Origin of the sequence: Kitasatospora sp. NPDC051170 (genome assembly GCF_044455705.1) — a bacterium.
Lineage (GTDB): Bacteria > Actinomycetota > Actinomycetes > Streptomycetales > Streptomycetaceae > Kitasatospora.
The window spans coordinates 224231-246648 of record NZ_JBITFA010000006.1; the positions used below are offsets into that span (position 1 = coordinate 224231).

General features: G+C 73.7%; 20 protein-coding genes and 1 riboswitch. Of the genes, 9 read left to right on the forward strand and 11 right to left on the reverse strand.

Annotated elements, in window-relative coordinates; genetic code table 11:
* Positions 1–18: 18 nt before the first annotated feature.
* Positions 19–166: riboswitch (TPP riboswitch) on the forward strand.
* The 4 genes from ACIBCA_RS15930 (at position 159) to ACIBCA_RS15945 (ending at position 4502) form a co-directional block, all read left to right on the forward strand.
* Positions 159–1568, forward strand: a complete 1410-nt coding sequence (locus tag ACIBCA_RS15930) for a purine-cytosine permease family protein (RefSeq protein ID WP_396283462.1) — start codon at positions 159–161, stop codon at positions 1566–1568. (Overlaps the previous riboswitch by 8 nt.)
* A 103-nt stretch (positions 1569–1671) precedes the next feature.
* On the forward strand, positions 1672–2496 hold the full coding sequence (locus ACIBCA_RS15935) for a glycerophosphodiester phosphodiesterase family protein (RefSeq protein WP_396283463.1): 825 nt from the start codon (positions 1672–1674) through the stop codon (positions 2494–2496).
* 302 nt (positions 2497–2798) lie between these two features.
* On the forward strand, positions 2799–3380 hold the full coding sequence (locus ACIBCA_RS15940) for an ATP-binding protein (RefSeq protein WP_396283589.1): 582 nt from the start codon (positions 2799–2801) through the stop codon (positions 3378–3380).
* A gap of 138 nt (positions 3381–3518) precedes the next feature.
* Complete coding sequence (locus ACIBCA_RS15945; RefSeq protein WP_396283464.1) at positions 3519–4502, forward strand: DUF5926 family protein; 984 nt, start codon at positions 3519–3521, stop codon at positions 4500–4502.
* A 197-nt stretch (positions 4503–4699) separates the two neighbouring features.
* Here ACIBCA_RS15945 and ACIBCA_RS15950 read toward each other — a convergent pair whose 3' ends face one another.
* On the reverse strand, positions 4700–5335 hold the full coding sequence (locus ACIBCA_RS15950) for a bifunctional DNA primase/polymerase (RefSeq protein WP_396283465.1): 636 nt from the start codon (positions 5333–5335) through the stop codon (positions 4700–4702).
* A gap of 607 nt (positions 5336–5942) precedes the next feature.
* On the opposite strand from ACIBCA_RS15950, the gene ACIBCA_RS15955 reads away from it, so the two are divergent.
* Together ACIBCA_RS15955 and ACIBCA_RS15960 are read left to right on the forward strand one after the other, a co-directional pair.
* A complete protein-coding gene (locus ACIBCA_RS15955; protein WP_396283466.1) occupies positions 5943–7385 on the forward strand; it encodes a PP2C family protein-serine/threonine phosphatase in 1443 nt (480 codons plus the stop codon).
* Positions 7386–7510: 125 nt separating this feature from the next.
* On the forward strand, positions 7511–9010 hold the full coding sequence (locus ACIBCA_RS15960) for an aminopeptidase P family protein (protein ID WP_396283590.1): 1500 nt from the start codon (positions 7511–7513) through the stop codon (positions 9008–9010).
* Between the two features lie 55 nt (positions 9011–9065).
* Here the strand turns inward: ACIBCA_RS15960 and ACIBCA_RS15965 are convergent, their stop codons facing one another.
* On the reverse strand, positions 9066–10421 hold the full coding sequence (locus tag ACIBCA_RS15965; protein ID WP_396283467.1) for a hypothetical protein: 1356 nt from the start codon (positions 10419–10421) through the stop codon (positions 9066–9068).
* Positions 10418–11095 (reverse strand): RNA polymerase sigma factor, encoded by a 678-nt coding sequence (locus ACIBCA_RS15970; protein ID WP_396283468.1) that lies wholly within the window; start codon positions 11093–11095, stop codon positions 10418–10420. Before ACIBCA_RS15970 ends, ACIBCA_RS15965 begins: the two co-directional genes overlap by 4 nt.
* 239 nt (positions 11096–11334) lie before the next feature.
* Here ACIBCA_RS15970 and ACIBCA_RS15975 point away from each other — a divergent pair, with 239 nt between their 5' ends.
* Positions 11335–12387, forward strand: coding sequence for a helix-turn-helix domain-containing protein (locus ACIBCA_RS15975; RefSeq protein ID WP_396283469.1), 1053 nt, complete (start codon positions 11335–11337; stop codon positions 12385–12387).
* Positions 12388–12419: 32 nt separating this feature from the next.
* Here the strand turns inward: ACIBCA_RS15975 and ACIBCA_RS15980 are convergent, their stop codons facing one another.
* The 7 genes from ACIBCA_RS15980 to ACIBCA_RS16010 all read right to left on the reverse strand — a co-directional run bounded on the left by ACIBCA_RS15980 (position 12420) and on the right by ACIBCA_RS16010 (position 18944).
* Positions 12420–13193, reverse strand: coding sequence for a MerR family transcriptional regulator (locus tag ACIBCA_RS15980; protein ID WP_396283470.1), 774 nt, complete (start codon positions 13191–13193; stop codon positions 12420–12422).
* Positions 13194–13271: 78 nt separating this feature from the next.
* Positions 13272–14492 carry a hypothetical protein gene (locus tag ACIBCA_RS15985; protein ID WP_396283471.1) on the reverse strand — a complete coding sequence of 407 codons (1221 nt, stop codon included), beginning with the start codon at positions 14490–14492 and terminating at the stop codon, positions 13272–13274.
* 123 nt (positions 14493–14615) lie between these two features.
* A complete protein-coding gene (locus tag ACIBCA_RS15990) occupies positions 14616–15698 on the reverse strand; it encodes an LAETG motif-containing sortase-dependent surface protein (RefSeq protein WP_396283472.1) in 1083 nt (360 codons plus the stop codon).
* A gap of 362 nt (positions 15699–16060) precedes the next feature.
* Positions 16061–16645, reverse strand: a complete 585-nt coding sequence (locus tag ACIBCA_RS15995) for a flavodoxin family protein (RefSeq protein WP_396283473.1) — start codon at positions 16643–16645, stop codon at positions 16061–16063.
* Between the two features lie 171 nt (positions 16646–16816).
* On the reverse strand, positions 16817–17701 hold the full coding sequence (locus tag ACIBCA_RS16000; protein WP_396283474.1) for an NAD(P)-dependent oxidoreductase: 885 nt from the start codon (positions 17699–17701) through the stop codon (positions 16817–16819).
* 83 nt (positions 17702–17784) lie between these two features.
* Positions 17785–18213 (reverse strand): hypothetical protein, encoded by a 429-nt coding sequence (locus ACIBCA_RS16005; RefSeq protein ID WP_396283475.1) that lies wholly within the window; start codon positions 18211–18213, stop codon positions 17785–17787.
* A 170-nt stretch (positions 18214–18383) separates the two neighbouring features.
* The gene (locus tag ACIBCA_RS16010) at positions 18384–18944 is read right to left on the reverse strand and encodes a heme-binding protein (RefSeq protein ID WP_396283591.1); all 561 of its coding nucleotides are present in this window, start codon (positions 18942–18944) and stop codon (positions 18384–18386) included.
* Positions 18945–19212: 268 nt separating this feature from the next.
* Between ACIBCA_RS16010 and ACIBCA_RS16015 the strand changes: the two genes are divergently transcribed.
* Entirely contained in the window at positions 19213–20541 is a 1329-nt protein-coding gene (locus tag ACIBCA_RS16015; RefSeq protein ID WP_396283476.1) for a sensor histidine kinase, read from the forward strand.
* Complete coding sequence (locus ACIBCA_RS16020) at positions 20538–21176, forward strand: response regulator (protein WP_396283477.1); 639 nt, start codon at positions 20538–20540, stop codon at positions 21174–21176. Before ACIBCA_RS16015 ends, ACIBCA_RS16020 begins: the two co-directional genes overlap by 4 nt.
* 492 nt (positions 21177–21668) lie before the next feature.
* Here the strand turns inward: ACIBCA_RS16020 and ACIBCA_RS16025 are convergent, their stop codons facing one another.
* Positions 21669–22214: a hypothetical protein gene (locus tag ACIBCA_RS16025; protein WP_396283478.1), complete on the reverse strand. Its 546-nt coding sequence runs from the start codon at positions 22212–22214 to the stop codon at positions 21669–21671.
* Positions 22215–22418: the final 204 nt, after the last annotated feature.

Consider the following 22418-nt stretch of genomic DNA (forward strand, 5'->3'; position numbering starts at 1 on the left):
GTTAGCCTGTCGCTCCACGAACTGACACGCGGGAGCTTGGACCCACCAGGCTGAGAGTGCGCATGTCGACCGTACGCCACAGCACCGTCGGCGAACCGTCGAGGGGGCGCTGACCGCCGGAACCTGTCCGGGTAATGCCGGCGTAGGGAGTATCGGCCATGCCGCCTGCTTCGTCATCCTCTTCCCCCGACGCGCCCTCGTCCGGGGATCTCCCCGAATCCCCCGCCGCGACGGCGGTCCTGGAACGCCCCGAGCACGTCGAGGCCCCGCTCGTCCTGGACACCGAGCCGCCGCGCACGCTGCGTTTCCGGGACCACTTCGCGCTCTGGATGAACCTGGGCGTCAGCCTGATCGGCTTCTCCACCGCCGCCACCGTGCTCGGCGCCAAGGGCAGCGAGCTGTCCCTGGCCGCCGCGGTGACCGCGATCCTCGTCGGTACGGCCGTCGGCACCGCGATGCTCGGCGTGGCCGCGCTGATCGGCGCCCGCACCGGCGCGCCCGCGATGGCGGGCCTGCGCGGCCTGTTCGGCACCCGGCTGTCGTACCTGCCGACGGTGCTGAACATCGTCCAGTGCCTCGGCTGGGGCGTGTTCGAGCTGCTGACCATCGCGGCGGGCGCGCAGACCGTCGCGCACACCGACGGCTACCGCTGGCTGTTCGTCCTGCTCGCGGGCGCGCTGACCACCGCGCTGACGATCTGGCCGCTGGGCTCGATCGCGGTGCTGCGCCGCTTCGTGGCCGGGGCCGTGGCGGTGGCGATGGTGTACCTGACCGTCCAGCTGGGCCGTCAGGGCGTGCCGGACCCGGGCGCCGGCAACTGGCACGGCTTCCTCGGCGCCACGGACGCGATGATCGCGGTGTCGATCTCCTTCGTCCCGCTGGCCGCCGACTACACCCGGCACTCGCGCACCCCGCGCTCGGCGTTCTGGGGCAGCTTCTCCGGCTACACGATCGCCCAGGTCTGGTGCTACGTGCTCGGCCTGATGGCGCTGCTGCAGTCGGACGGCGACCCGAACCGCATCTTCGACTCCTTCCTCGGCGTCTGGGCGGGCTGGCTGTTCCTGCTGGTGCTGGTGCTGCGCGAGACCGACCAGTCCTTCGCCAACGTGTACTCGACGGCGATGTCGGTGCAGAACCTGCTGCCGAAGGTGGACCGCCGGGTGCTCAGCGGCGGCATCGGCGTGCTGATCACCGTGCTGGCGCTGCGGATCGACCGCTTCACCGACACCTACAGCAACTTCCTGGGCCTGATCGGCTCGGTGTTCGTGCCGCTGCTGGCGGTCCTGGCCGTGGACTACTTCCTCGGCGCCGGCCGCCACGGCTGGAACCTCTCCGCCGACGCGCCCTCGCGCTGGCTGATGCTGCTGCCGTGGCTGCTGGGCTTCGCCGTCTACCAGTTCATCGCGCCGACCCAGGTCGCCGACTGGTGGACGGACTTCTGGACCTCGGCCCGGGAGACCCTGCACTTCACCCCGCAGGAGTGGACCTCCGCCTCGCTGGCCGCCTTCCTGGTGCCGGCCCTGGTCACCTGGGCGCTCACCCCGCTCACCCGCCGCACCGCGCGCTGATCCGCCCGCCGAGCCGTACGGGAGCGACGCGGAGGCGAAGACGGCCCCCCGGATTGGGACCGTCTTCGCCTCCGCGTCACTTCGGCCGCCTATCGTTATGGCCGTGACCAGCCAAGACCTGCCCTCGGCGGCCGCGCGCTCCGCGCAGCCCGTCCAGGTGATCGCCCACCGCGGTTCCTCCCACGCCCTGCCCGAGCACACCCTCGCGGCCTACCGGCGCGCGCTCGACGAAGGCGCCGACGCGGTCGAGTGCGACGTCCGGGTCACCGCCGACGGCGAACTGGTGTGCGTGCACGACCGCCGGATCAGCCGCGTCTCCAACGGCCGCGGCACCGTCTCCGCGATGACCCTCGCCGAGCTGGAGGCGTACGACTTCGGCGCCTGGAAGACCGGCCGCCCCAGCATCGACCCCGAGGTGCGCGGCGTGCTGCGCCTGGAGCGCCTGCTGGAGCTGGTCGTGGACAGCGGCCGCCCGGTGGACCTGGCGATCGAGACCAAGCACCCGGTGCGCTTCCGCGGCCGCGTCGAGGCCGAGCTGCTGCGGATGCTGGAGCGGTTCAAGATCGGCGCCGTCCAGGAGAACGACCGCCCGTCCGCCCGGATCATGAGCTTCTCCTCGATCGCGCTGAACCGGGTGGCCGCCGCCGCGCCGGACTACCGCCGGGTCTTCCTGATCGAGCGGATGCTGCCGCTGATCGGCCGGCTGCGCGAAGGTCAGCCGCTGCCGGGCGGGGCGCGGATCGCCGGCCCGGGCATCGACCTGATCAAGGCCAAGCCGGACCTGGTGCCGCGGCTGCGCGAGCTGGGGCACGAGGTGCACGTCTGGACGGTGGACGAGCTCGCCGACGTCGACCTGTGCCTGGAACTGGGCGTGTCGGCGATCATCACCAACCGCCCGGCGGAGGTTCTGGCCCACCTCGGCCGCTGACACCCGCGCCGGCCCCACCGGCCCCACCGGTTCCGCCGCCTCACCGGCTCCACCGGCCCCACCGGTTCCCGAGCGTCCCGTGGTTCCTGAGCGTTCTGTTCGGCAATCAAACCTTCCGGGCCCGTTATTGCCGGAATTCTTGCGCGCGGGCGACGGAGGGTGAGCGGTGAATGACCTCCGGTTCACCGTTCGTCGCAGTACTCGAAATGGACTCGCGGGATCGCCGAGGGGCTGTTTCCGACGCATTACCAAGGGGCATCTCTCCCTCGGCAAACGCTGAAGGAGGTCCGGGGGTGGCGTTGATGGTGGCGCGCGAAGTGCCGACTTCATCGACCATGGCGGTGCCGCACGGCCCAGCGAGTGTCGGGGTCGCACGGCGCCGGCTGCGTCGAGATCTGGGCGACCGGCAGATACCTGAACCGGTCATCGATGATGCCGTTCTGATCCTTTCCGAACTGTTGAGCAATGCGTGTCGGTACGCCCGTCCGCTCGGCCCGCTCCCGGCCCTGGGCCGGGGCGCCCGGGCCGAGGTGGTCGACCAGGTGCTCGTCGGCGTCCCCACGAGGACGCGGCCCGGGCGGGACGAGGCGGAGAGCGCGGCCGAGCACCGGGACGAGCCGGACGGCGGCGTGCTGGTGCGCTGGCAGATGCACGCCGACGGCGTGCTCACCCTGGAGGTCACCGACGGCGGCGCGGCCACCCGGCCGCTTCCGGCCAACCCCTCGCTGACCTCGCGCGGCGGCCGCGGCCTGAGCATCGTCGACCAGCTGGCCAGCGACTGGGGCGTGCGTGACGCGCCGGGCGAGGTGACGGTCTGGGCGGCGCTGCCCGCCCGTGCCCGGCACGCCCGGCGCACCCCCGAGGGCGACGCGCGCAGCGCGTGAGCCGAGGGTGGAAAGGGCGCGTGCCGCCGGGCGCGCGCCCCCTTGCGTACCGGGCCCGCGCGGGCGCGTTCCCGTGCGCACGGAATACGTCAGTAGGCTCTCCGGGATCAGAACCACCGTCCCCGGGAGAGCCGCACCATGGGCAAGAAGGCCGCCAAGAAGGCGCCGCAGCGTCAGTCCACCACCGCCGTCACGGGCGAGGTCCCCGTGGTGGGGGCCCGCGAAGCCTGCCCCTGCGGCTCGGGCCGCCGGTACAAGGCGTGCCACGGCCGGGAGGCCTCGCACGCCGTCCAGGAGCTGGTGCACCGTCCGTTCGAGGGCCTGCCGGGCGAGGCCGACTGGGTCGCGCTGCGCGAGCTGGTGCCCGCCGCCACGGTGCCGCTGACCCTGGCCGCGGGCGTGGCCGAGGGCGCCACCGGTGACGTCCCGTCGGTGACCCTGGCGACCGTCCTGCCGCTGGCCTGGCCCGCCCTGCGCCGCCAGGACGGCTCGATCCTGCTCGGCCTGCAGACCCAGTCCTCCTCCGGCGACCTCAGCCGCGACCTGGCGGACGCCCTGGAGCTGGCCCTGGCCACCGAGCCCGGCTCCCCCGTCCCCGCCCGCCGGACCGTCCCGGGCGGCCGCCGCCTGCAGGACCTGCTGGACGCCTCCGCCGCCTTCGCGCCCGTCGTCCACACCGGCTTCGAGTTCTGGCTGGAGGACGCCGAGACCGCCACCGGCGAGGTCGCCGCCTCCCTGGAGCGCGCCAACGCCTCGGCCATCCCGACCGAGAAGCTGGGCAGCGTCGACTCCGCCTACTGGTGCGGCACCCCGGACAAGAACCACCTGCGCTGGGTGATGACCGTCCCCGAGGAGCAGCTGCTCGACGCGCTGGCCCGGCTGAACGCCGCCGGCGACGCCTCGCTCGGCGCGGACACCCGCCTCGTCGGCTCGTTCCGCGCGCACGGCCTGACCGTCCCGGTGTGGGACCTCCCGCTGGAGATGACCGCCGCCGACTGCGAGAAGCCGGCCGCCGAGTTCGCCGAGCGCCTCGCCGCCGCGCTCGCCGCCCCGGCCCCGCTGAGCGCCGAGGAGCGGCGCGCCCGGGCGAACCTGGTGAACCGTCAGGTCACCCTGAACTAAAGCGCGCGGGATCGGGGTGATACGCGTCACATTGTCGCGTGGGAAGCGCAATTTCCGGGCGTGGAGGGCGTCTTGGAAATTGGCGCGGGCGCCGATCCTTGTTACTGTCTAAAGAGTCCGGCCGCTGGTGCATCCCCCGTCGCCAGCGGCCGGATCTTTTGTTTTTCCGGAACGGCCCGACCGGTGCCGCCGCGTGTTCAGTACGCCGAGCGCCCGCTGTCCATCCTGGCCGTCGCCTCCACCAACTCCCCCAGCAGCGGCCCCACCTGCGGAAGCCACACCCCGCCCCCCGGCGCGGGCCTCGGCGCGAGCACCCAGCGCACCCCGCCGGCGGCCCCCCCGGGCGGCAGCGGCAGGAAGCCGCCCGTCCCGTGGTAGCGCAACGACGAAGGCACCCACGGCAGTTGGGCGAGCATCTCGCCGAGCGCGTCCAGCGAGTACGGCGCCACGAGCAGCGCGTAGCGGCCGGGCATCGCCAGCACCGGGCCGAGCGGCAGCCGCAGCGCGCCCAGGAAGACCAGCGCCCGCGCGCCGGCCACCGCCGGCAGGCTGACCGCCGAGACCGCGGAGCCGGTGGCGGCCAGCACCGGCGCGTCCGGGCTCTGCTCCCGCCACCACCAGCGCACCATCCGGGCGTCCGTGGTGGCCGCCAGCAGCGACGGGTCGTGCGGGTGCGCGCCGGGGACGACGCAGTCCGCGTCGCCGCAGGAACATCGCCGCCCGCGCAGGACCGTGCCCGGGACCACGGGCCAACGGTGGTCGACTGCCGCCGTCAGGGCCGCGGCCAGCCGGGCGGAACTCTCCTCGGACCGGTCCTCCGGGTTCTCACGCATGGCGCTCGTCCTTTCCCTGACCGCTCGGTTCGCCCCGCCGGTACCCCTCGGAACTCGTCGCTCGGCCCGTGGCAGCCCCGGAATCGGTACGGCGGGGAGGGTCGGCACGGCGGGCGGCGCGGCTACGACGTGGGGCAGGGGCGGAGCACGACTTGAGAGGGGCCGCGCACTGGAACAGCCCTTGGAACGAGAATCCCGTATGCGCCCGGATGGACGCCGCCCGGGCGCGCTTGGTTCCACCGTACGAGTGAGAGACTTCCGGCCAGCCCGGCGGTCGGGCGGCACGGACATACGATCCGGACGGCCGCCCGGACCGTCCCTGCGGTTCTGCCCGTCACCGGCCCGCTCCATGCCTCACGGCCCGCCCGGCGCGCACACGAACCGTGCGCGCCCCCCGTCCGGGTCGCGAACCCGTGGAACCGGCCATCCGCCTCGTCCTGGATCTGGACATGCCCCGAATGGCCTGTGTAGAAGTGGTGGCATTGCTGTCGATCAATGACGAGTAGTAGCGAATCGAGGCGAAACGCGCCCTAAGGCCGTGCTCGCTCCACATTGGCCTTATCTGGGGGTTTCGCATGGCACGTAGCACCGCGTCAGGAGTGGCGGCATGACCGAGTCCCACCCGTCGACACCCCCCGAGCCGGTCGAGCCCGCCGGCGCGGGCGGGCTCACCGTCCTCGACCCGCCGCCGGGCTTCCCCGGCCCCGCCGACACCCCGGAGGACCCGGAAGGCGCGGCGGACGACCGCACGGACCGGTCCACGGCCGTGCAGGACCGTTTGGCCGGACGCCTGTCCGATATCACCAGCCTGCACGAGCACGCCGAACGGCTCGCCCGCGCCCGCGGCCTCACCGCCACGCTCGACGCCGTCCTCGCCTCCGTCGCCGCGCTGCTCGGCGCCCGCCGCGGCGTCCTCGTCACCCGCATGTCCGGCGGCGGCCCCGGCCAGCCCGTCGGCCTCGGCCTCGACCGCGCCAGCCTCGGCGCGCTGGAGACCGTCCCGACCGAACAGAGCCTCCTCGCCCGGCTGCTGCGCGAACGCGACCGGCCCGACCGGCTGTACTCCCCCGACCTCACCGAGGACCCGACCACCGGCGACCGGCTGCGCGAACTCGCCGTCCACCTCGGCCTCGGCGGCTGCTACGGCCTGCCGCTCGCCACCGAGGAGGAGGGCCCGCTCGCCGCCGCCGTCTGGTTCTGGGACGGCCCCGCCGACCCGAGCGAGTGCCGGCGCGAGATGGCCCGGCTCTACTGCGAGTTCGCCGCCCCGCTGCTGGCCAAGCAACTGGAGGCCGACCGCACCCTGCGCACCACCGAAGCGCTGCGCCGGGGCCTGCTGCCCGACCACCTCCCGCAGGCTCCCGGGCTGCGCCTGGCCGCCAGGCTCGTCCCCGCCGGCCTGGAGCGCTCCAGCGGCAGCGACTGGTACGACGCCATCCCGCTGCCGGACGGCACGGTCGGCCTCACCGTCGGCTCCGTCTCCGGCGACGGCCCCGGCGCGGGCCCCTGCTCCGCGCCCGGCGCCGCCGCCGCGATGGGCCGCGTCCGGGCGGCGCTGCGGGCGTACGCGGTGCTGGAGGGCGAGGACCCGGTCTCCGTCCTCGGGGACCTGGAGCTGCTGCTCAAGACCACCGAGCCCACCCGCACCGCCACCGCCGTCTACGCCTGGATCGAGCCCGCCGAGCGGCGGGTCACCCTCGCCGGGGCCGGACACTGCCCGCCGATCCTGGTCGGCCGGGCGGGCGCCGAGTTCGTCGAGACCTCGCTCTCCGCCCCGCTCGGCATGCTGGCCTGCTGGGAGGCGCCCGGCGTCGAGTTCACCGCCGAGCGCGGCGACACCCTGCTGCTCTACACCGAGGGCCTGGCCCGCCGCTGCGGCCCGACCCTGCACGCCGGACAGGCCAACCTGCGCCGGGCCGCCGCCGACGCCCCGCGCGACGTCCGGATCGACCCGGCCCGGCTCTGCGCCCACCTGCTGGCCGTCTGCCCCGCCCCGGACACCGAGCCCGCCACCGACGACCTGATGCTGCTGGCGGCCCGCTTCGACTGAAGGTTCGATCCCGGAACGAAAGGGCGGTCGTGCGTCCGTACCATGGAACGCACGGCCGCCCGCGCGTGTCGCGACCCGACACCTCCCCCGAGGGCGGCGGTACCACCCCCAAGGAGGCGTTGTACGTGACCGAGGACCGCACCCCTGCGCTGGCCGAGAACCCCGAGGCCGAGGGCGGCGAGGAGCCGAAGACGTTCAAGGGCCGCAAGAACGGGCTCTACGGCGAGATCTCCGACGAGCTGTCCGCCTCGATGCAGTCCGGCTGGGCCGACACCGAGCTGCACGGCCTCGCCCCGGTCGCCCAGGCCCCGTACGCCGCCGAGCGCCGCGCCAAGCTCTCCGCCGCGTTCCCCGGCGAGCGCCTGGTCGTCCCGGCCGGCAACCTTCGGGTCCGCTCCAACGACTGCGACTTCGCCTTCCGCGCCGCCAGCGAGTACGTGCACCTCACCGGCGACCAGACCGAGGACGCGGTGCTCGTCGCCGAGCCCACCGGTGACAGCGGCCACGAGTTCGCCCTCTACCTGCTGCCCCGCTCCAACCGCGAGAACGGCGAGTTCTGGCTCGACGGCCACGGCGAGCTCTGGGTCGGCCGCCGGCACAGCCTCGACGAGCAGGAGCAGCTGCTCGGCCTGCCCGCCCGCGACGTCCGCAAGGCGTCCGAGGAGCTGACCGCCCTCGCCGCCGACACCGCCGTGCCCACCCGCATCGTGCGCGGCTACGACGCCGGCCTGGAGGCCGCGCTCGCCGACGCGACCGACGAGGAGAAGGACGCCGAGCTCAAGGAGTTCCTGAGCGGCCTGCGCCTGGTCAAGGACGCGTGGGAGATCGGCGAGCTGCGCGCCGCCTGCGACGCCACCGTCAAGGGCTTCACCGACGTCGTCCGCGAGCTGGGCCAGGCCGTCGCCACCTCCGAGCGCTGGATCGAGGGCACCTTCTGGCGCCGCGCCCGCGTCGACGGCAACGACGTCGGCTACGGCACCATCGCCGCCGCCGGCCCGCACGCCACCACCCTGCACTGGGTCCGCAACGACGGCGACGTGCGCCCCGGCGAACTGCTGCTGCTCGACGCCGGCGTGGAGACCCACACCCTCTACACCGCCGACGTCACCCGCACCCTGCCGATCAACGGCCGCTTCGACGGCCTGCAGCGCAAGATCTACGAGGCCGTGTACGACGCCCAGGAGGCCGGCATCGCGGCCGTGAAGCCGGGCGCCCGCTTCCGCGACTTCCACGAGGCTTCGCAGCGCGTCCTCGCCGAGCGCCTGCTCGCCTGGGGCCTGCTGGACGCCTCGGTGTACGACGTCGAGAAGGTCCTGGAGCTGGGCCTCCAGCGCCGCTGGACCCTCCACGGCACCGGCCACATGCTCGGCCTGGACGTCCACGACTGCGCCCACTCCCGCCGCGAGGAGCACGTCGACGCGCTGCTGGTGCCCGGCATGGTGCTCACCGTCGAGCCCGGCCTGTACTTCCAGCAGGACGACCTGACCGTGCCCGAGGAGTACCGCGGCATCGGCGTCCGCATCGAGGACGACATCCTGGTCACCGAGGACGGCAACGAGAACCTCTCCGCGGGCCTGCCCCGCCGCGTCGAGGACGTCGAGTCCTGGATGGCCTCCCTGGCCTGACCTGCACAGGAGGACCCGGCCCCGTACGGACGGGGCCGGGCCCTTCAGGCGGGCGCTACTTGGCGACCACCTGGAAGCTGACCACGGTGTCACCGGGAACGGTGAAGCTGCCCTGGAAGGGAATGGCCAGGCGCGCGGTCAACGGGAAGGTCCCCGGACCGTTCTGCGGGGTCAGCTTGAGCCGGTAGTTCACCGTGATGCTCTGGCCCGGGTCCAGATCGACCGGAACGCCGGTGTCCAGGGACGTGTACGCCTGGAGTCCCTTGAGGTCGAGGGACTTCCAGTCCGCGCCGTCCTTCCGCTCCAGGGTGCCCGGCATCGGGGTCCCGGTCGGCACCCCCGGGTAGCCGTTGCTGAAGACCACGGCCTTGGCACCGGTGACCTTCTTGGTGCCGGTGTTCTTGAAGGTGGCCGCGAACTCCACCGGAGTCCCGTCGTTCACCACCTTCTGACCCGGCTTGAGGCCGGTCAACGCCACACTGACGGCGTCCGAGTACACAGCCGAGTGACCGCTGACGTCGAGGCTGTCGACGATCGCTTGCAGGTCCTCCTGGTAGTCGGCCTTGAGGCCGACCGCCGAGACGAACACCTGGTCCTTGGGCAGTGCCCACACCTGCGACTTGAAGGTCACGCCACCACAACTCGCCTGCCACTGGGACTTGCGCGCGGCACGGCCGGAGACGGTGGGCGTGCTCTTCACCGGCGCGGAGCCGAAGTCCACCTCACCCTCGACCGGCACGTGCGGATTCCCCCAGACGGGGCAGTACGGCTGATGACCCCAGCCGCCGACCACGTCGAGGTCCCCGGTCGTCGGCCAGATGTACGAATCCTCGTCGAAGACCGACAGAATCACCCCGTACGGCTGGCAGTCCCGCGCCGTGGCGCCCTTCGGCGCCCCCGGGCTCAGCAGGCACAGGTCGTATGCCTCCGGGTTCACGGAAACCGCCCGCCAGCCGGCCGGGATGGTCAGCTTCACGCCGCGGTGGGTGTACGGCGTGCCCGTCGGGGTGGGGTCGGTGGTCTCCGGGGCGTCCGTCTCGGGGCTGCCGGCCGGGGTCTCCGTGGCCGTCTGGGTCGGCGTCGGGGTGGGGGTCATCGTCGGACTCGGGACCGGGGTCGGTGAGGCCGATGTGGTGGCGGCCGGGGGTGGGGTCCGGTGGTCGGCGACGGGGCTGCCCTTGAGGGTGACCACGCCGATCGCGGCGGCGGCGGCGAGGCCGAGCAGGGGCACGGTGACCAGGTACACCGGGCGCAGCCGCCGGATGCGGGTGCTGGGGGGCGTGGCGGGGCGCAGGTCGTGGGCGGTGATCAGGGACGTCCGGGCGTTCATCGCCTCGCGGAGCAGCCGTTCGGTCGGAGTCTCGGCCGAACCGCCGTCATCGCCGTTCGGGGGAACGGATTTGTCGGTCATCGAACGTTCTCCAGGTGCTTTTCCAAGGCGTCCAGCGCCCGGCTGGCGGTGGACTTCACTGTGCCCCGGGAGAGTCCCAGGGTCTCGGCGATCTGCGCCTCCGACATGTCGGACCAGTAGCGCAGCACCAGCACCTCGCGCTGGCGGGAGGTCAGTTCCTGCAGGGCGACGAGGACGCGGCGGTGCTCGTCGTTGAGGACGGCGTGGTCCTCGGCGGAGGGGGCGTCGGCCTCGTGCGGGGGCACGTACTCCCGGGCGGTCTTTCGACGGCGCAGCATCGAGCGGGCGCCGTTGACCACCGAGGTGCGCAGGTAGCCGAGGGCGTTGTCGAGATCGTCGAGCTGCTCGCCGTGGCGCTGGTAGAGCTGGGTGAACGCCTCCTGCACCACGTCCTCGGCGAGGTCCTGGTGGTCGACGAGGAGGACGGCCATCCGGACCAGGCCCAGGCGGTGGGCGTGGTAGAGGTCGGTCAGGGTGGGCCGCTCCTCGGTGGGCTTGCGGCCGCCGCGCAGCAGCCGGAACCCGGAGCGGCGCTGCGCCGCCTGCTGGTCGGTGGTCGCGAGGGCGACCGGTTCGCCGGCCTCCTGTGCGCCGAACAGCGCGGCGACCATCCCGCGCACGGAGAAGCCGCGCGCCCACCCCGGCGCGGAGATCGGCCCCATGGCCATGGACATCTTCGGTTCTGCTTTCCCCCGGGACGGTGACGGCGTCGTGCGCCGGACCGTCGGACCCCTTGATCGCGAACGTGATCGGCGAGATCCTCGCAGCCGCTTCCGGCCCGGTTTCCTTCGCCCCCAATGGATGGACGTGTGGCGGCCGTCGAGGTTGCGGGCGGGTTCGAAGAAGATTTCCGGGGTGGCCGCGAGGGCTACACTCACCGGGATTCCGCCACCCGTGAGCAGGGGGTTTCCGCATGGTCGAGACGGCCGAGCAGAGCAGGACCCGTCCCCGTCCGGTGGCCGTCACCATCGGGCGGCGTCCCGAGCCGGTGCACGACGTCGCGGTGTACGCCTTCGAGGGCATGGCGCCGTTCGAACTGGGCGTGGTGGTGGAGGTGTTCGGCCTGGCGCGGCCCGAGCTGGGCGGGCTGCTGGCGGCGCCCTGGTACGGCCTGAAGGTGTGCGCCGACCGGCCCGGCACGGCCCTGGACGCGGTGGGCGGCTTCGCCCTGACGGCCCGGCACGGGCTGGACGAACTGGCGGCGGCCGACACGGTGGTGGTGCCGGGGGTGCGCAACGCGTTCAGCGGGGAGGTGTCACCCGAGCTGGTGGAGGCGCTGCGCACGGCGCACGAGCGCGGCGCCCGGATCGTGTCGATCTGTTCGGGCGCCTTCGCGCTGGCCGCCGCCGGCCTGCTGGACGGCAAGGAGGCGACCACCCACTGGCGGTACGCCGAGCTGCTGCAGCAGCGCCACCCGTCCGTGCGGGTCAACCCGGACGTGCTGTACGTGGACGGCGGCGACGTGCTGACCAGCGCGGGCAGCGCCGCCGGGATCGACCTGTGCCTGCACCTGGTGCGGCGGGACCACGGCGCCAAGGTGGCCAACAGCGTGGCCCGGCGGTTCGTGGTGCCGCCGCACCGGGACGGCGGGCAGGCCCAGTTCATCGAGGCGGCCGTGCCCGCCGTGGAGCCGGAGGACGACGGGATCGTCCGCAGCATGCAGTGGGCTCTGGACCACCTGGCGTCCCCGCTGACCATCTCGCAGCTGGCCTCGGCCGCCCGTATGTCGGACCGTTCGTACCTGCGGCACTTCACCGCCCGCAACGGCACCAGCCCGATGCGCTGGGTCGTCACCCAGCGCATCGCGGCCAGCCTGCCGCTGCTGGAGGCCCCGGAGGGGACGGTGGAGGAGGTCTCCGCGGCGGTCGGCTTCGAGAGCGCCGCGACGTTCCGCCACCACTTCGGCCGGGTGATGCGCACCTCCCCGACCGCCTACCGGCGCTCCTTCGGGCGCGGGGTGGCCTGAGAGGCCCCCGGTTCACGCCTGCTCGCGCGGGTTCACGCCTGCTCGCGCCGGTCCGCGTTGGCGAGGACGGCGTCGTGCAGCCACTGCGCCAGGCCCGGGGCGAGGTCCTCGTACGTCTTCGTCCACCGGGGGTCCGACACGTACAGGCTCGCCAGTCCGCGGTGGATGGTGAACGTGCAGTCGTAGAAGTTACGGCTGATGTGCTGCCGGTGCTCCTCGGCGAGGTCGACGGCGAGCGTGCCGTCGGCCGGCTCGCCCGCGGTGACGGCGGCGGCCAGACGGGTGTTGAGCTCCGTCATCTCGGCCTGGATCCGCTGCCAGTCGGCCTTGCCGTAGCCGCCGGTGCGGCGCTGGGACTCGGCCCACGCCTCGGTGTTCCCCCAGCGCTGTTCGGCTTCCTGCTCCCAGCTCTCCTGGTAGCCCTCGCCGAAGATCTCGAACTTCTCCTCCGGGGTCAACTGAATGCCCATTCTGCGTGCCTCCATGGCGTGTTCGACGGCTGTGGCGAGCTCCTGGAGGTGACTGATCCGGTCGGTCAGCAGCTGGTGCTGGCGCCGGAGGTGCTCGGTCGGGCTGACCGAGCCGTCGTCCAGGATCGCCGCGATCTCCTCCAGGGGGAACCCGAGTTCGCGGTAGAAGAGGATCTGCTGCAGCCGGTCGAGGTCGGTGTCCACGTACCGGCGGTAGCCGGCGTGGGTGCGGCCCGCGGGGGACAGCAGTCCGATCTCGTCGTAGTGGTGCAGGGTGCGGACGGTCACCTTGGCGATCTTCGCCACGGCGCCGACCGAGTGGCCCTCGTCGCTCACGGGGTTCCTCCCTTCGTCGCTGGCTCCACCCTCGCGCCTCACGTCGCGTGAGGGTCAAGCCGCCTTTCCGCAGGGGGCTCAGGCGTCGACGAGCACGCGCTCGCGCCGCCGGGCGCCCCGGCGCGTCCCCGCGCCCTCCGCCGGCGGGCGCGGGCGGCGGGTGCGCTGGGTGGGCCAGAACAGCACGTACAGCGCCGAGACCACCACGAAGGCGAGCCGGACGAGGCCCCGGGCCGAGTCCGTCGGCAGGAGCAGTGTGCCCCCGTACAGCGCGGCCAGCGCGATCCAGCTCCACCAGGGGACGAGCCGCTTCTGCCCGATCGCGTCCCAGAGCAGGGTGCCGAGCAGGATGGAGGCCGTGTAGTACGTGTAGACGCTCGGGTCGAGCAGGATGCGGGCGTCGGCGCCGAGCAGCACCACGGCCGGCCAGCGGCCGCGCCACACGGCGAAGCAGCCGAGGCCGATGCCGAGCGCGAACTGGGCCGGGCGGTCCCACCAGGGGGTCGAGGGGTCCGTCACCCCGAACCAGCGCAGCGCGGAGGCGGGCTGGTTGGGGATGGTGAACTTGGCGGCCGCCAGGGTGTCCAGGTTGCCCAGGTAGAACGGCAGCCAGGCGACGGCCACCAGGGCGCAGAACCAGAGCGCGGCGCGCAGCCAGGTGCGCCGGGGCAGGGCGAGGATCAGCGGGGCGAAGGCGATCGCCCAGGGCTTGGAGTCCACCGCCAGGGCGAGGAACAGCGCGACCTGGACGGGCTTGCCGCGGGCGAGCGCGTGCGCGGCGAGGGTGGTGAAGAAGAGCGCGAGGACGTCGTCCAGGTGCGCGAAGCGGACGGAGACCTCGACCCACATCGGGATGAACGCCAGCCCGGCGATCAGCAGGCGCTGCTGGAGCCGGCGGTGGTTGGTGCCGGTGCCGAGGTAGTGGAAGGCGGCGGTGCGGCCGATCAGGACCAGCATCACCAGGCCGAGCCCGGCGCTGACCGCCTCGGCGAGCAGTTCGCCGGTGTGCGGGGAGAACGGGGCGGTGAGCCGGGCGGCGGCCAGGCTGACCGGGCCGATCTGCAGCTCGGGGTGGTGGGCGTAGAGCGAGAGTCCGCCGTCGGGCTGGCCCGAGAAGAGGAGCTGCTCGCCCTGGCGCAGGTAGTGCCAGGAGAAGCCGCCGCTGGGCTCGACCAGGAAGAACCACAGGACCGTCCAGGCGACCAGCAGGACGTGGTGTCTGCGCAGCGGCAACCCCGCGATCCGCCCGGTCGCCGCCTCGTAGTCGGTGGTGGTCCGTGCTGTGCGTGCTCCCCGCACCGATACCTCTCCCCGCCGATCCGCCCCCTCCGGCCGGACATCCTATGTGACCGCGGAGAACGGTCCGTGCCGTCCGGGAGCCCAGCTTCAGGAGAGCTGTGCTCCCGGACGGGAACGGCTGGATCAGCCCTGCTGGCCGGAAGCCTTGCGGCGGCGCAGGAACACGAGGGTGCCGGCACCGGCGGCCAGGACGGCGGCACCGGTCGCGGCGATCGCGGTGGTGTTGTCGCCGCCACCGGTCTGGGCCAGGGCCTTGTCGCTGGCGTCGGCCTTGGACTTGGCCTTGGTGACCGCGTCGGCGGGCAGCTTCGGCGGGGTGATGACCGGGGGCTCGACCGGGAAGTCGATCGGGCCGCCGGCGTCGCCGGTGGTGCTCGCCGCCGGGGCCGGGGTGGTCGCCGGGGCGGAGGGCGTCTGGGTGGCGCTCTGGGACGGCGTCGGGGTCGCCGTCTGCGACGGGGTGGTCGTCCCGGAGGGGGTCGGCGTCCCGGTGTGCGACGGGGTCGGCGTGGGCTTGCCGGTGCGGGTCGGGGTCGGGGACGGCTTGCCGCCGCCGCCGTCGCCGTCGCCCTGGGCCTTGATCACGAACCGGGCGCCGCTGTCGAGGCTCATCTTGCCGTTGCCGACGGGCAGGTGGCTCTCGTCGTCGAGCTGCGCCGAGAAGTCGGCGGCGACGACGCCGGCCTTGCCGAGCGGGGCGTCCTCGGTGAAGGACGTCCGGATGTCGATCTTCAGGGTCTTGCCGCGGTTCAGGCCCAGCAGGGCGTCGGCCTGCGGGTTGCCGTCGCCGTCGAGCCCGCCGAGCAGGAAGAGGACGGAGTCCTTCTTGGCGCCGCTCGAGTCGGGGGCGACCACGGCCGTCCGCCAGTCCTCGCCGGGCAGCTGGTACTCGACCTTGAGGTCGGTCGGCTGGAGCTCGCCCGCGCGGCTCTTGAACTTGAGCAGCGGGAAGAGCACGAAGTCGTGCTTGGTCTTGTTCTCCACCACGTAGGTGAACATGCGGCTCTTGCCACCGGCGACGAACGAGCCGGGGACGCCGTCCAGCGAGACGTCCAGCTTCGCGTCGGCGGCCTTGTCGGCCTGCGGAGCCGAGGCGGACGGGCTGGGGGAGACACCCACGGCCATGGCGCCCTGAGCGCCGGCCAGGACGAGCGAGGAGGTGAGCGCGGCGGCGCCGACGAGGGCGAGACTGCGACGTATGGACAAGGAAGACCTCACGGAAGTGTCCGGGCGAGGCCCGGGCGCGGAAGGGTGGCCCGACTGGCGCTACGCCCCCCGCGAAGCTTGAAGTTCGAGGAGAGTACCGAACGATCCGGCCACTGAGGAAGGCGGGTTGCGTTTCACGGCCCGTGGACTGGGCAAGGGCGCCCGATACGTCCAACTCCGTCCGGCGACAGGGCTTTTGCCCTGCCCTTGAGATGGCCACGAAGTGACGGGTACACGTCCGCAGGACGGTATCGCAGGCGGCCGGATGGCCGAAAACGATCGGTGGTGCGCTGACCGGTGGCGCGCCGACCGGTGGTGCGCCGATCGGTTCCGGCCGCGCTCCTGGTGGTCGGTCGGCCGGGTCAGCGGGCGAAGAAGGATTTGGCCTCGACCAGCGCCCGCTCGTCGCCCAGCACGTCCCCCGGCCGGCTGCCGTTGCCGATCAGCACGCCGCCGAAACGCATGCCCATGTACTCGGCCGACAGCCGGAGCGTGCCGACCAGCGGCTCGGCCTTGTCCGGCGTACCGGCCAGGACGGTGACGCCCCACAGGGTGCGCCCGCCCATCCGCGGCTTGAAGTCCACCCCGGGCACCCGCATCCAGCCCGACCAGTGGTCGAGGTAGAGCTTGGCGCTGGTGGGCAGCGCGTACCAGTAGACGGGCGCGACGAAGACCAGGTCGGTGGCGGCCAGCGTGGCGTCCAGCAGCGTCCGGGCGTGGCCGGTGGGCTCGGCGTAGACGCCGTCCCCGTCGTGCCGCCGGTCCTCGAAGGGCGGCAGCGGGTGCTCGTCCAGTCGCAGCCAGCGCTGCTCGGCCCCGGCGGGCAGGCTCGCCTCGGCGGCGTGCCGGGCCAGGCGCACGGTGTTGCCCTCCTCGCGGGTGCTCGCGTCGAGGAACAGGAAGCGGCGCGGCGGACGGGCGGCGTCGGCGGACGGCTGGTCGGTCATCGGTACTCCCCCGGTCTCGTGGAACCGTCGTGATGGGACGGTTCTCGTCGGACGGCCGTCACGGGACGTTCTCGTGGAACGGTGCTCATCGGACGGTCGGAGGTGCGAGCAGCCGCCGCGCGCCGCTTATTCCGGCTGTTTCCGGCTGTTTCCTGCGTGTGTCGGCCCGTGTCAGGCGGGCAGCCCCGCGCGGCGGCGGGCGACCTCGGCGACGGCCGCCCAGTCCTTGTCCCCGTCGCCGTGCGCGAGGGCGTCCAGGAAGGCGTCGCGCAGGACGCTGCCGAAGGGGAGCGGGACGGTCGAGGCGGCGCCGGCGTCGAGGGCGAGGCCCACGTCCTTGAGCCCGAGCGGCAGCCGGAACCCGGCCGGCTCGTAGCGGCGTTCGGCGACCATCGCGCCGTAGCCGCCGTAGACCGGCCCGGGGAAGAGGGTGCCGGTGAGCAGCTCGACCAGGTCGGCGGGCCGCACCCCGTTGGCCTCGGCGAGGGCGCACGCCTCGGCCATGGACTCGATCGCGCAGGCCAGCAGGAAGTTGACGCTGATCTTGGTGGTGTTGGCCTGGCTCGGCCGGTCCCCGAAGTGCCAGGTGCGCTGCCCCATCGCGGCGAACAGCGGCTCGGCGCGCTCCAGCAGGGCGGGTTCGCCGGCGGCCAGGATGTTGAGCTGCCCGGCGGCGGCGACCGGGGGCCGTCCGAGGACGGGCGCGGCGACGTAGCCGACGCCGTGCTCGGCGTGCAGGGCCTCGGCGCGCTCGGCGAGGGCCAGCGAGACGGTGGCCATGTTGACGTGCAGGGTGGCCCCGGCGCCGGCCAGCAGCCCGGGGTCGAGCAGCAGGCGTTCGAAGGCCGGGTCGTCGGCGAGCATCGAGACGACGGTGTCGGCGGCGAACACCTCGGCGAGCGTGGAGGCCGCCTCGGCGCCCTCGGCCACCAGCGCGGCCACCGGTTCGGGCGAGCGGTTCCACACCCGTACGGCGTGACCGGCCCGCAACAGACTGCCGGCCATGCCCCGGCCCATCGCGCCCAGCCCCACGAAGCCGATCAGCTGCCTGGTCATCGCACACCCCTTCGCCCACGGATGGTCCGCGGCCGACTGTACGTCAGACGGGCGGGCCGGGGCCTACCGGGGCGGGCCGGGTGTCAGGCGACGGCGCGGGCGGGCGACCAGGTGCGGTCCGAGGCGGCGGCGCCGTGCTCCAGCTGGGTGACGACGCGGTGGCGCAGCAGCTCGTACTGGGCCTGGAGCCGGCCGGGGCGGGCCGGGCGGGCGACCGGGCGGCCCGGGCTGACGTGCTCGTCCGGCCCGAACTGCTCGCGGGTGAGGTCGATCTCGACGCCGGTCGCGAAGCGGTTCCACCAGTGGAGGTCGGTGCGGACCCCGCCGACGTGCACCTCGCCCATCATCAGCTCGCCGCCGAGCAGGTCGTGCAGCACCATCGCCGTCACCCCGCACTGGCCGCGGGCGGGGTTGTCGGGACGCCAGTGGGCCAGATCCTCGGGCGCACAGGTGTCGACGTCCCAGGAGGAGCGGATCGCGCGTTCGATGTCGTTGAGGGTCCACGCCGTCATACCGGGAAGCCTGCCACGCGGCACTGACAACGACACCGGCTTTTCGAAGGGTCACCCGCTGTTCTGCGGCGACCCTCCCGGCGTTCACCCGAACGAGTGGAGGGGCGGTGCGGAGGCCCGTTCCGCTGTGTGGAACGGGCCTCGGGGGGTGGAGCACGTGCTTGGAGCGCCTACTTGCCGAGCGCCGCGACACCGGCCTGGGCGAACTGCTCGTCCAGGTCGCCGCTCGGGGCGCCCGCGACGCCGATGCCCGCGACCGGGGCGCCCTTCGACTGCACCGGGGCGCCGCCGGCCAGGAACAGGGTGCCCGGGATGTCCTTCAGGTTCGGGGCCTGGGCCAGGCGCTTGGCCAGCTCCGAGGTCGGGGCGTTCCAGGAGACGGCGGTGAACGCCTTGCGCTGGGCCGACTCGGTGGCCTGCGGGCCCGCGCCGTCGCCCTTCAGCAGGACGCGGACGACGCCGTCCCGGTCGACGACGGCCACGGACACGTGCTGGCCGGCCTTGGTCGCGGCGTCCAGGCTCGCCTGGGCGGCGCGGGTGGCGGCGTCGATGTTCAGGCCGGTGGACTGGGCCAGGTTCTTGTTCTGGACGTCGACCTTGACGGCGGCCGGCGCGGCCGGGGTCTCCGAGGTCTCGGCGCTGGCCGAGACGGCGCCCACGGTGGCGGCGGCGAGCGCGGCGGCGACGACGGTGCCGGTCAGCACACGGGTGCGGACGGAGGTGTTCTTCAGGGTGTTCTTCACGGGGTGCTCCTCAGCGGATCTGCGCGGCCGACGGTCGACGGGTGGCGGGCTGTGGCCGGGCGGCGGGGGGACCGCCCGGCTCTGCTTCGATCCTCCGGCCGGGTACGGGCCCCGGGCATCGACGGTCCGGCGCGACCGTCCGGGCGGGACGGTCGACGGACCCGTCAACCGATCGGCTGATGCGCGCCCGGGCCGTTCGGGCCACCATCGAGGGATCGGCGCTGGTCAGTGCGCCGCCGTACGCCTGGAGCCACCCGTGCCGCAGCCCGAGCCCGCCGAGCGCACCTCCGAAGGAAACGCTGCCGGAGGAGACGCCACCGGGCCCCGCGCGCTCGGGGACCCGGACGCCGGGCGGCTGGCGGTGCTGCTGGACTCCGCCTTCCTCCTCCTGCTCGCCGCCGCGCTCAACCGCTACCTCACCCACCACGCCGACAGCCCCCTCATCCCCTGGGTGATCGGGCTGAGCGCCGCCCTGGCCGTCGTCCAGCCCACCGGCTCCTGGCTCGCCCACCGCCACCCGCCCGCGCCGGGCCACCGCCGCCTCTGGCCGCTGGCGGTGGTGGTGGCGCTCTGGGTGGTGCTGGTCCTGCTCGCGCCGAGCTTCGCGTGGTGCGCCGTCCCGCTGATCTACAGCGCGTTGCGCGCTCTCCCCGGGAAGGCGGCGATCCCGCTGGTCGCCGCCCTGACGGTGCTGGTGGTGGTCGCCCAGATCCGGCTGCCCGGCGGCGCGGACGCCACGCTCGTCCTGCTGCCGCCCGCCGTGGCCGCGCTCGCCACCGGCGTCTTCCTGTTCATGGCCCGGCAGGCCGCGCGGCAGCGGGCGCTGATCGCCGACCTGGTCCGCACCCGGCGCGAACTCGCCGCCACCGAGCGGCGGGAGGGCACCCTGGCCGAGCGCGGGCGCCTGGCGATGGAGATCCACGACACCCTGGCGCAGGGCCTCTCCAGCCAGCAGATGCTGCTGCAGGCCGCCGAGCGCACCTGGGACACCGATCCGGCGACCGCCCGTACCCATGTCCGCACCGCCGCCGAGGTGGCCGCCCGCAACCTCGCCGAGGCGCGCCGCTTCGTCCACGACCTCGCCCCGGCCGAACTGGCGCAGGGCCGGGGGCTGGAGGAGGCACTGCGGGCGCTGGCCGGGCGGGAGTCGGCCGAGAGCGGCCTGCCCGTCCGGTTCCACCTGGACGGCGCGCCCGTCCCGCTGCCGACGGCCGCGCAGGCGGCGCTGCTGCGGATCGCCCAGGGCGCGCTGGCCAACGTCCGGGAGCACGCCGGGGCCTCGGCCGCCGCGATCACGCTGTCCTTCCTCGGCGACCAGGCCGTGCTGGACGTCGCCGACGACGGGCGGGGCTTCGATGCGGCGGCGGGTGGCTCCGGCGGCGCCGGCGGCGTCCGCGGCGTCCGCGGGTACGGGCTCCCGGCGATGCGCGCCCGGCTGCGGCAGCTCGGTGGCACGCTGACGGTGGAGAGCACCCCCGGCGAAGGCACCGTCGTCTCCGCCGTTGTCCCGCTGGGGCAGCGCACCGAGCAACGCACTGAGCAGCGCACCGAGCAGCGCACCGAGCAACGATCGGAGCACCGATGAACGGCGTCCCTTCCCCCGTACGGCTGTTGGTCTGCGACGACCACGCGGTGGTCCGCGCCGGGCTACTCGCCCTGCTCGCCAGCGCGGGCGACATCACGGTGGTCGGCGAGGCCAGCACAGGGGAGGAGGCCGTCGCGCTGGCCACCAAGCTGAAGCCGCAGGTGGTGCTGATGGACCTCCAGCTCGGCGAGGGCATCGACGGCGTCGAGGCCACCCGGCGGATCACCGCCACCCCGGGCGGGCCGCACGTGCTGGTGCTCACCACGTACGACACCGACGCCGACATCAGCCGGGCGATCGCCGCCGGCGCCACCGGCTACCTGCTCAAGGCGGAGCGGCCGGAGGAGCTGTTCGCCGCCGTCCACGCCGCCGCGCAGGGCCGTACGGTCCTCTCGCCACCGGTCGCCTCCCGGGTGATGGCGCAGATGCGGGCGCCCGCTCCGCAGCTCACCGAGCGGGAGCAGGACATCCTCGAACAGCTCGCGCAGGGGCTCGGCAACCGGGAGATCGCGCGGGCGCTGTTCATCAGCGAGGCGACGGTGAAGACGCATCTGGGCCGGATCTACGACAAGTTGGGCGTGGACACCCGGGCGGGGGCCGTGGCGGTGGCCAAGGAACGCCGGCTGCTGCGCTGACGCCCTCCGCCCCTCCGCTCCCCTCTCCTCCCCTCCCCTTGTTCCCTTAGCTCCCATCCGTGCTCGCGCGGTGTCGGTGCGTGCTGACATGATGCTCGGAGTGTCGGATTCCGTACGCGCCGCACTCGGCCGGTCGATCCGGCCCGACCGGCGCCGTACGGCCGTGCCGCGGGTTTGTCGGCTGGTCCAGAGCCCTTTGAGGCCCCCGGTGCCACCCGGGCGATTGTGGAAGTTTCGTGGATATCCCTATTGACAAACCAACCAAGCGGTTTGTTACCGTGAGTCCAACGACGCCTCGGGGGGTAGGGGCTCGCCGGGGCCTGCGGTCGCTCTCGCCGGAGGGCGCGGTCAGGGGGGCCGGCGGGAGCTGCCGGGGAGTCGGGGGGAGCGGCAGCGCCGAAGCCGCGCGACGTGGCGGCGCGGGACGGGTCCGGGGGGACTCGTCCCGCGCCTCCCCCGGTCCGCAGGTCCCCCGGCCTCAGTGCCCGGGGGTCACCATCCCGGCGCGCTCCAGTACGGGCAGCACACCTCGGGCAGCGCCACGGGCCCGTGCCCGGAACAGGCCGCGTCCGAGGATCCGGCCAGCAGCCGCACCTCGCCCAACTCGCCGAAGCGGAGCGCCAGTCGGTACCCGTCCCCGGTCGCCGCGGCGACCCCCGGACGGGCGGGCCCGTCGCCCAGCCCGGTGATCGTCCAGCCGCGCCGGCGCCAGTGCCGCTCCACCGCCCCCGCCAACTCCGCCCGCCGCGGCAGCGACACCACCGTCAGCACGTCCCGCCCCCGGCCCACGTACCAGCAGGGCTCCGACTCCCGCCCCGGCCGCGGCAGCCGCACCCCCGCCGTGGGCGCCCCCGCCCGCCAGGCGAGCGGCGGCTCGACGGCGTCCAGCGTCTCCTGGAGCAGCGCCTCGCAGCGCTCCGCGGCGCCGAGCCTCCCGATCGGGGGCCGGCCGGGGCGGCCCGGCGCTCCCCCGTAGGACGTACCTCCACAACGACCGCCCTGGAAGCCGAGGTTGAGCTCGGCACCGCCTGACTGCACTGGTCCCTCCGCACTCCTCCCGGCGCTCGAGCCGGGCAGGGATTTCCGTCACTGCTTGGACGGCGGCCACGGACGGGCAGTTCCACCGCCACCACCCACCCCTTTTGAGCACACCCGCGCCCGAATGACAAGTCCCGCCGCAGAACGGCCGATTAACGACCCTCGTGATCGATTACGAATTGACGGAACGTCATTTAGCAGGGT